This is a genomic window from Pseudoalteromonas sp. PS5 (assembly GCF_004103255.1).
Classification (GTDB): domain Bacteria; phylum Pseudomonadota; class Gammaproteobacteria; order Enterobacterales; family Alteromonadaceae; genus Pseudoalteromonas; species Pseudoalteromonas peptidolytica.
The window spans coordinates 1-9378 of record NZ_RCSQ01000213.1; the positions used below are offsets into that span (position 1 = coordinate 1).

A 9378-nucleotide genomic window follows, 5' to 3' on the forward strand; every position below is an offset into this window, starting at 1 on the left:
TATTTAGTTGTTCTAAATGAAAAATTTTTAACGCTGTTAGCGTCAGATTTACTCCTTCAAATTGAGCAAGTATTAAGTCAAATTGGTATAAGCTTTGCGAGAGGACGTTGGTAATTTAGCAGGTGTGCAAGATTGTGTGCTCTTGTGACTAGTAAAAATAGAAAACCCAGATAAGCACATAGAGCAAGACGCCGGTTAGCTTCTACTTCAAAGTTTTTATTCTTTTAATTGGAACGAATGACAGGGGGTTGGGAAAATGACAATAAAAAACACCACAGATCCGAAGATAAGTGGTGTTTTAAGGTGTGTTGTATCAATCGCGATTAAGCGTTTTCAAGTGCCGTACGTGGGTCAACATATTCCATGTTGAAGCCTTCAGCTACTTCTTTACACGTTACCTGACCTTTTAGAACGTTTAAGCCGTCCATGAAGTGCTTGTCATTTAGTAACGCTTCTTTGTAACCCAAGTTTGCAAGCTTGATGATGTAAGGAAGCGTTGCGTTATTTAGCGCGAATGTTGAAGTGCGAGGTACTGCACCAGGCATATTAGCTACACAGTAGTGAACTACGTCATCAACAATATAAGTAGGCTCTGCGTGTGTTGTCGCTTTAGACGTCGCAATACAACCGCCTTGGTCGATAGCTACGTCAACAATTGCTGCACCAGGCTTCATTGCTTTGATGTGTTCAGCAGTCACAAGCTTAGGAGCTGCTGCGCCAGGAATTAGTACGCCACCAATTACAAGGTCAGCTTCTAATACGTGCTTCTCTAGTGCATCAGCAGTAGAATAAATAACTTTAGCTTGGCTACCAAACTGTGCATTTAGTGAACGTAGTACGTCGATGCTACGGTCAAGGATAGTAACGTCTGCACCTAGACCTACCGCCATTTGTGCTGCGTTACGGCCAACCATACCACCGCCGATCACAACAACTTTAGCGGGTTCAACGCCCGGTACACCACCAAGTAGCATACCACGACCTTCACGTGATTTTTCAAGCGCTTGAGCACCTGCTTGGATAGACATACGACCAGCCACTTCAGACATTGGTGCTAGTAGTGGAAGACCACCGCGTGTGTCAGTTACTGTCTCGTAGGCAATACAGATTGCACCGCTCTTAACTAGATCTTCAGTTTGAGGAAGGTCTGGTGCAAGGTGAAGGTATGTGAATAGAATCTGGTCTTCACGTAACATCGCACGCTCAACAGCTTGAGGTTCTTTAACCTTAACAATCATATCTGCTGTTGCAAATACTTCAGCTGCAGTGCCTAAAATTTTAGCACCAACCTGAACATAATCTTCGTCAGTAAAACCAATGCCGATACCAGCATTGGTTTCAACAACAACTTCGTGACCGTGATTGATTAGTTCACGAACGCTCGCAGGAACCATACCAACGCGGTATTCGTGATTTTTTATCTCTTTAGGTACACCAATAATCATAATATTCGCCTCAAAATAAGAACGGAGTAAAATTTTTGACTATTATATTTACCTATAGCCAGTGTGTCTCACTGTTTTAATATTTAAAGGTAGTGATATACTCTAAAATAACAAACTATTTAGGATAAAAAACTACCTTATGCACCAACAACTAGACAGAATCGACAGAAAGATTTTAGTCGAACTTCAAAAAGATGGCAGAATTTCTAACGTAGAATTAGCAAAACGCATTGGTTTAAGCGCAACACCTTGCCTAGAGCGGGTCAAAAAGTTAGAACGCGAAGGTTTTATACGCGGTTATAAAGCCGTAGTTGATCCTGCTAAACTCGGGCAAGGGCTTTTAGTGTTCGTGGAAGTGACAGTGAATAAAAATTCACCAGATGTGTTTGATAGATTTAATCAAGCGGTGAAGCAACATGACGAGATCATAGAATGTCATTTGGTTTCTGGTAGCTTTGACTACTTACTTAAAACACGCGTAACCGATATGTCTGAATACCGTGGGGTATTAGGTGAGATACTCCTTAAATTGCCAAATATAAGTGAGAGCCGTACTTTTGTAGTGATGGAAGAAGTAAAAGGAGAGGAAGGAGAAGTAATAAAACCTTGTGCACCTTGAGGTATTTCTTGGTAAGGTGTAAGTATATACAGCAATACTAACGCAAATCACTAATTTGCTGACATTTTGGGCTTGATATGCCCAGAAAAGAAACAAAAAAAAGGTTTAATTACAATGCGCTTAAATGGTGTGCAACGCCTCTTAGAGACAGGTCTGATTGTAAGCACGGCAGCAGCAATATTTATGTTGTGTGCGTTGATAAGCTTCGACCCAGCAGATCCTGCTTGGACTCAATCCGGCGAATACGTAAAAGTAAATAATATAACCGGTGCTGCTGGTGCATGGTTAGCAGATATTTTGTTGCTGAGTTTTGGGTGGCTGGCATTTTTGATCCCCGCAGCAGTGCAATTTCTTGGCTATTTACTGTTTAAAAAGCCACATAAGCTCCTTCAGCTAGATTATACAACCCTTGGGCTACGCCTTATTGGTGCGACACTTTTCATCACCTCAGCAAGTGCCATTAGCAGTATTAATTTTGATGATATCTACAACTTTTCATCTGGCGGTGTAGTAGGGGATGTTGTCGCCGGCGCCATGATGCCTGCTTTTAATTTTACGGGAACCTCTATATTACTGTTATGTTTTTTCTTTGCGGGTATGACATTACTTACCGGTGTTTCTTGGGTGGAGTTTGTTGATTATCTTGGAGAAAAAGTCGTCGCTGGGCTACGCTGGTTGGTAAACAAGCTTACCACTAAAGATGAGCAACCAGCAGATAAACTGGATACTGTAAAAGCTGAGCCGGAATTATCAACGGCTAGCGCGCCTGTTGATGAACCGAAAATCAGTGAAGGTCTTGGTGATGCCATGGAGCCTGTCTTAAACGATGACATTATCCACCAGGAGTCAACAAATGATGAAGAGACACCAAGTGGTCTTGGCAAATTAAAAGATAAATTGTTCAGAAAAACCAACGATACAGCGATTCAAACCTCAGCCTCAGACACAGTTACAGAAGCGGCACCTAAGCAAGAGCCATGCGTTTTCGATGAGCTTGACGATATCTTGGAGCAAGAGATTAATTTTTCCGCAATTGAGGATGAACCATTAGATACCGTAGCTGCGCTTAATGCGCTCGACGAAGCGCCGGTTCATGAAACTAAGGTTGTATCCCCAGCACGGCCACTCAAAACAAAAAACAGTGAAACAACGAGCACAAAAGGGTATCAGCCACCACCGAGCGCAAAAGAGCAGTTCGAAGCATTATTAGAAGCCCAGCCTCCGGCAGACCCATTACCGTCACTGGAACTTCTAGACAGGCCCGATAAAGCTAAAAACCCAATATCACAAGAAGAGCTTGATCAGGTTTCACGTTTGGTAGAAACCAAGTTGTTAGACTTTAATGTCCAAGCCAGCGTGGTGGGAGTTTATCCAGGTCCTGTAGTAACGCGCTTTGAACTTGACTTAGCACCAGGTATTAAAGTTGCAAAAATTACTGGTCTTGCCAAAGATCTCGCTCGCTCTTTGTCAGCGGTGAGTGTGCGAGTGGTAGAGGTAATACCAGGTAAGACTTATGTAGGTTTGGAGTTACCTAACAAACACCGTGAAATTGTACGTTTATCTGAAGTGATAGACGCGCCTAAATTTGAACAAAACCCATCACCGCTGACCATGGTGCTAGGTAAAGATATCGCTGGACAACCCGTAGTGGCAGACTTAGCAAAAATGCCACACCTGTTGGTTGCAGGTACCACTGGCTCTGGTAAGTCAGTGGGCGTTAATGTCATGATCTTAAGCTTGCTATATAAATCTCCTCCAGAAGATGTGCGCATGATCATGATAGACCCAAAAATGCTTGAACTTTCTGTTTATGAAGGGATCCCACATTTATTATGTGAGGTTGTCACTGACATGAAAGAAGCTGCGAATGCGCTACGTTGGTGCGTTGGGGAAATGGAACGTCGCTATAAGCTGATGTCAGCGCTTGGTGTGCGTAATCTAAAGGGTTACAACCAGAAGATTAAAGAAGCAAAAGAAGCGGGACACCCCATTGTTGACCCACTTTTTAAAGACACTGATGGTATGGCGGATGAGCCAGAAATGCTAGATAAGCTTCCGAGCATCGTAGTGGTCATCGATGAATTTGCTGACATGATGATGATTGTTGGTAAAAAAGTGGAAGAGCTAATCGCGCGTATCGCTCAAAAAGCACGAGCTGCTGGGATACATTTGGTGCTGGCAACACAGCGCCCTTCGGTTGATGTAATTACCGGCCTAATTAAAGCAAATATTCCAACGCGAATGGCCTTCCAAGTATCGAGCAAGATTGATTCACGAACTATTTTGGATCAACAAGGCGCTGAAAATTTACTTGGTATGGGGGATATGTTGTATTTGCCTCCAGGTACCAGTGTACCGATACGTGTCCATGGCGCGTTTGTTGATGACCATGAAGTGCACGCGGTAGTTAATGATTGGAAAGCGCGAGGTAAACCTAATTACGTCGAAGAGATCCTATGTGGGGAAGCAACGGAAGACATCTTGCTACCAGGAGAGGCACCAGAAGGTGGAGATGACGAGTCTGATCCGCTGTACGATGAAGCGGTTGGCTTTGTAATAGAAACAGGTAAAGTGTCAGTGTCGAGTGTTCAGCGTAAGTTACGAGTGGGCTATAACCGTGCTGCTCGACTGGTAGAGCAGATGGAAATGTCTGGTGTCGTGAGTGCACCTGGACATAATGGCGCACGAGAAGTATTGGTAAAAGGCGGAGCCAATTAATGAAGAAGTTTAATAAAATAGCATTACTTGTGATGCTATCTAGCATAACGATGCAACCAGCTTGGGCCGATGAAGCCGCAATGCAGAGCCTAAAGGCCAAGCTTGCTAATTTAACCAGTTTTCAAGGCGAATTTTCGCAAGTAGTTAAAGATCAAGAGGGCAATGAATTACAATCAGGCACAGGTAGCATTGTACTTGCACAGCCTTTGAAGATCCGATGGCAGCAAGAGATGCCAGACGATACGCTTTTTGTCTCAAGTGGCACAACGACCTATTATTATGATGCCTTTGCAGAACAGGTTACGATTTTAGATACAACTAAACTGATTGATACAACACCTTTTGTTCTGTTAACAACGCAAGATAATAGCCAGTGGTCTAAGTATGCGGTAAAACGCGAAGGCGACGCGTACTTAATCACGCCCAAGAACAGAGTTGACTCTCAAGTTGAGCAATTGGCGTTGATGTTTGATGTTACCAATGAGGGGCTTGCACAATTAACGGTGAACGACATTTCAGGCCAAATCTCTACATTTAATTTCAGACAAAGCAAAGTTAATGTGCCGGTCGCTGAGCGCACTTTTGAATTTGTTATCCCTGAGGGAGTGGTCGTGGACGACCAAACAGGCGTTGACTAGTTTAGGCTTTGATTTTACCCCAGATGTTAGACCGTTGGCCGCTAGAATGCGGCAACCGCGTTAGCGCATTATGTTGGCCAGAGCCATATTTTATCAAAAGGCTCTGTATTGTATCGAGCTATCGCCTCAGGTCGCTGCCATAGTCTTATTCTTTGGGGCCCACCAGGTGTTGGTAAGACCACGCTTGCACAAATTATTGCTAATTACGCAGATGCGGAGCTTATTCAACTCTCAGCGGTCAGTGCTGGAGTAAAGGAAGTACGCGAAGCGGTGATTGATGCCAAAAATCGACTTGCTCAATCTGGTAAACGAACATTATTGTTTGTCGATGAGGTTCACCGATTCAATAAGTCGCAGCAAGATGGCTTTTTGCCCCATATTGAAGATGGCACCTTTACTTTTATTGGCGCCACCACTGAAAACCCATCTTTTGCACTGAATAATGCTATTTTATCGCGAGCACGGGTATATACTTTACAATCCCTAGATGAAGCCGAATTAATACAGGTACAAAAAGATGCACTAGCCAGGGATGTGCAACTTTCCAAACACGCAATTGAAATCGACCATGATGCGCTAAATCTGATAGCCAAAGCTGCCTCAGGTGATGCCAGGAAAGCACTTAATTTACTGGAGCAGGCAATAGACTTAGGGTTTGACCCAGATATAAATCGCTATGTAGTCAATGAACCAATATTGCAGCAGGTATTGCCAAGTCAACTATCAAACTATGACAACAAAGGCGACCTCTATTACGACCTAATCTCTGCTTTTCATAAGTCCGTTCGCGGCAGTGCTCCTGATGCTGCACTTTATTGGTACTGTAAAATATTAGCGGGAGGGGGCGACCCTTTATATGTTGCCAGACGGCTACTTGCCATTGCCACGGAAGATATTGGCAATGCTGACCCAAGAGCCATGCAAGTTGCGCTCAATGCGTGGGATATTTATCATCGTGTAGGTCCAAGCGAAGGAGAGCGTGCAATAGCACAGGCCACGCTATATCTAGCCAGCGCCCCAAAAAGTAATGCTGTGTATATGGCGTTTAATCAAGCAAAACACGACGCTCAGAACGACCCTAATTATCCAGTGCCGGAACACCTTAGAAACGCACCGACAAAATTAATGAAGGAAATGGGCTTTGGTGAGGAATACCGCTACGCTCACAACGAGCCTGGTGCCTTTGCAGCAGGAGAGAACTACTTTCCTGAAGCCATTCATGAGCGCCAATACTATCAGCCTACGCAAAGAGGCTTGGAAAAACAAATAGCGGAAAAACTTGAATATTTGAAAGCGCAAGATCTACAAAGTACCAATAAGAGGTACAAGTAAGGATGCTTATTAATTACCTTACAATTGCGCTTGGTGGTGCTTTGGGAGCCATGTTACGGTTTTTTATCAGCGATATATCAATAAAACTCTTAGGTAAGGGATTCCCTTTTGGGACGTTGATCGTTAATATTCTTGGTTCATTATTGATGGGTGTGCTTTACGGTTTAATTGAAAAAGAAGTAATTGCAGTTTCACCCGCTAAAACGCTAATAGGTATTGGCTTTTTAGGGGCGCTGACTACTTTTTCTACATTCTCAATGGATTCCTTGTTGCTACTCCAACAAGGGCAATATGTGAAAATGGCGTTTAACGTCACCTTAAATGTGGTGGCGTGTATCTTTATGGCCTGGGTTGGTCTCTGCCTCATCATGCAAAAAGGTTAAAAAAACAATGTTAGATTCTAAATACTTTCGTCAAGACATCGAGGAAGCCGCTGCGCGTTTGAAAAAGCGTGGTTTCGAACTTGATGTTGCTAAGATCACTGAATTAGAAGAAAAGCGCAAGGCGCTACAAACCAAAACTCAGGAATTACAAAGCGAGCGTAACAGTTCTTCCAAAGCAATTGGTCAAGCCAAAGCGAAAGGTGAAGATGTTCAGCCGTTACTAGATGCTGTTGCTAATCTTGGTGATCAGTTAAGTGCAGCCAAAGAAGAGCAAGATAAAGTATTGGCAGAGCTGAATGATTACGCTATGTCTTTACCAAACCTGCCAGCTGAAGATGTTCCAGCAGGTGCTGATGAATCTGAAAATGTAGAGATCAGCATTTGGGGAGAGCCAAAGCAATTTGATTTTGAAGTAAAAGATCATGTTGACCTAGGTGAAGCGTTGGACAAAGGCCTAGATTTTGAAACGGGTGTTAAGTTAAGTGGCTCACGTTTTACCGTGATGCGCGGTGGCGTTGCGCGTATGCATCGAGCGCTTGTTCAGCTGATGCTAAACACGCACACTGAGCAAAATGGTTATACAGAAATGTATGTACCATATTTGGTAAATAAAGCGAGCTTATTCGGTACGGGTCAACTACCTAAATTTGCAGAAGATCTATTTCATACTGAAGCCTTGTCTGAAGATCAAGATGGCTTTAGCTTGATCCCGACTGCAGAAGTTCCGCTCACAAACTGCGCTCGTGATGTAATATATGATGAAAAAGAGCTACCTGTAAAAATGACAGCCCACACACCATGCTTTAGAAGTGAAGCTGGTAGCTATGGTCGTGATACTCGTGGACTTATTCGTCAGCATCAATTTGATAAAGTTGAGCTTGTGCAGTTAGTTAAGCCTGAAGATTCGATGGCAGCATTAGAAGAGCTTACAGGACACGCAGAACAAATCTTACAGTTATTAGACCTACCATATCGAAAAGTAGTCTTGTGTACTGGCGACATGGGCTTTGGTGCAACTAAGACTTATGATTTAGAGGTGTGGTTACCTGCACAAAACACATATAGAGAAATTTCTTCTTGTTCAAATATGTGGGATTTCCAAGCTCGTCGTATGCAGGCTCGTTTCCGTCGCAGTGGTGAAAAGAAACCAGAACTATTACATACACTAAATGGTTCAGGGCTAGCGGTTGGTAGAACTTTGGTTGCAATCCTTGAAAACTATCAACAAGCAGACGGTTCGATTGTTGTTCCTGACGCATTAAAGCCTTATATGGGCGGGTTGGAAGTGATTAAGGCGAGCTAAGTGCCAAGCACTTAACCGAGCAAATGCTTGCATTGAGATACAAGTTATTGAAAAAAGGCTGGATCTATCTGGCCTTTTTTTATGACTATCTTATGAATGTTTTTTTACAGGAATTACAATAAAAACCAGCCCAAATTAAATGCAAATTTAGCTTGCCTATCCAACTTCTGATTAATTCAAAGTAAATTTATGTTTTTTGCTGCTGTATACCCAAGAATTACAATTATGATCATTGCATGACTCCCCCAGATATGATTTATTGAAGGTATGGGTTTGGCCAAATCTCATCGGTAAGTAGCGCATCTGTATTTTTATGATGTGGCTAGTGTTTAACTTTTCTCAATAAAATCTAAGTTTTAGTTTATTAGTTAGATGAGCAAAATCACGTTCGTGGAGACACGTAAGAGTGAGTTTTGTTCTAATCAAGTTTGAACTACGCAGTATCAGTACACTCAAAAGCTGATAGAGAAAAAGGTGAGGATATTACCTATGAAGAGACAGAAAAGAGACCGTTTAGAAAGAGCACATTCACAAGGATTTAAGGCTGGATTAGCCGGACGGTCGAAAGAAAATTGTCCCTATCAACAAGTAGAACACAGATCAGAATGGTTAGGCGGATGGCGAGAAGCGATGGACAATCGCAACATCTTTAAAACCTGATACCGAATTTTAGGAGAACAAAGCCCCGCTAGGGGCTTTGTGCGTTTTACAGAAAATCGTGAGATTATACCAATTTGACTTAATACTTGCTCAATTTTAAGGAGTAAATCTGACGCTAACCGCGTTAAAAATCTCTTATTTAGAACAACTAAAGAGCAAAATTTTTGCTCGCCTACAGGACTTAGGTACCTCGGCGTGAGCAGGACGCGGAAGCGGTGTTATCGAAAAAATTTTCTCGCCTCAAAATAGACTACTTAAATAACCCCAGCTCGGGATAAGA

At 42.8% G+C, this 9378-nt stretch carries 7 protein-coding genes and 1 pseudogene; 7 read left to right on the forward strand and 1 reads right to left on the reverse strand.

The genetic code is table 11. The features are described 5' to 3' along the window. Window positions 1–323 precede the first annotated feature (323 nt). A complete protein-coding gene (gene ald, locus D9603_RS20475; protein ID WP_128732709.1) occupies window positions 324–1445 on the reverse strand; it encodes an alanine dehydrogenase in 1122 nt (373 codons plus the stop codon). Between the two features lie 139 nt (window positions 1446–1584). Between ald and lrp the strand changes: the two genes are divergently transcribed. The 7 genes and pseudogenes from lrp to rmf all read left to right on the forward strand — a co-directional run bounded on the left by lrp (window position 1585) and on the right by rmf (window position 9098). Beyond that, a complete protein-coding gene (gene lrp, locus D9603_RS20480; RefSeq protein ID WP_125251392.1) occupies window positions 1585–2064 on the forward strand; it encodes a leucine-responsive transcriptional regulator Lrp in 480 nt (159 codons plus the stop codon). A gap of 114 nt (window positions 2065–2178) precedes the next feature. Next, window positions 2179–4782, forward strand: a complete 2604-nt coding sequence (locus tag D9603_RS20485; protein ID WP_128732710.1) for a DNA translocase FtsK 4TM domain-containing protein — start codon at window positions 2179–2181, stop codon at window positions 4780–4782. Then, window positions 4782–5420 carry an outer membrane lipoprotein chaperone LolA gene (lolA, locus tag D9603_RS20490; RefSeq protein WP_128732711.1) on the forward strand — a complete coding sequence of 213 codons (639 nt, stop codon included), beginning with the start codon at window positions 4782–4784 and terminating at the stop codon, window positions 5418–5420. The genes D9603_RS20485 and lolA overlap by 1 nt, the downstream gene beginning before the upstream one ends. Continuing rightward, window positions 5413–6752: pseudogene (locus tag D9603_RS20495) on the forward strand (replication-associated recombination protein A). Before lolA ends, D9603_RS20495 begins: the two are co-directional and overlap by 8 nt. Before the next feature lie 2 nt (window positions 6753–6754). Then, window positions 6755–7135: a fluoride efflux transporter CrcB gene (crcB, locus tag D9603_RS20500; protein ID WP_128732712.1), complete on the forward strand. Its 381-nt coding sequence runs from the start codon at window positions 6755–6757 to the stop codon at window positions 7133–7135. Between the two features lie 7 nt (window positions 7136–7142). Then, window positions 7143–8438 carry a serine--tRNA ligase gene (gene serS / locus D9603_RS20505; RefSeq protein ID WP_128732713.1) on the forward strand — a complete coding sequence of 432 codons (1296 nt, stop codon included), beginning with the start codon at window positions 7143–7145 and terminating at the stop codon, window positions 8436–8438. A gap of 489 nt (window positions 8439–8927) precedes the next feature. Then, complete coding sequence (rmf, locus tag D9603_RS20510) at window positions 8928–9098, forward strand: ribosome modulation factor (RefSeq protein WP_010372771.1); 171 nt, start codon at window positions 8928–8930, stop codon at window positions 9096–9098. Window positions 9099–9378 lie beyond the last annotated feature (280 nt).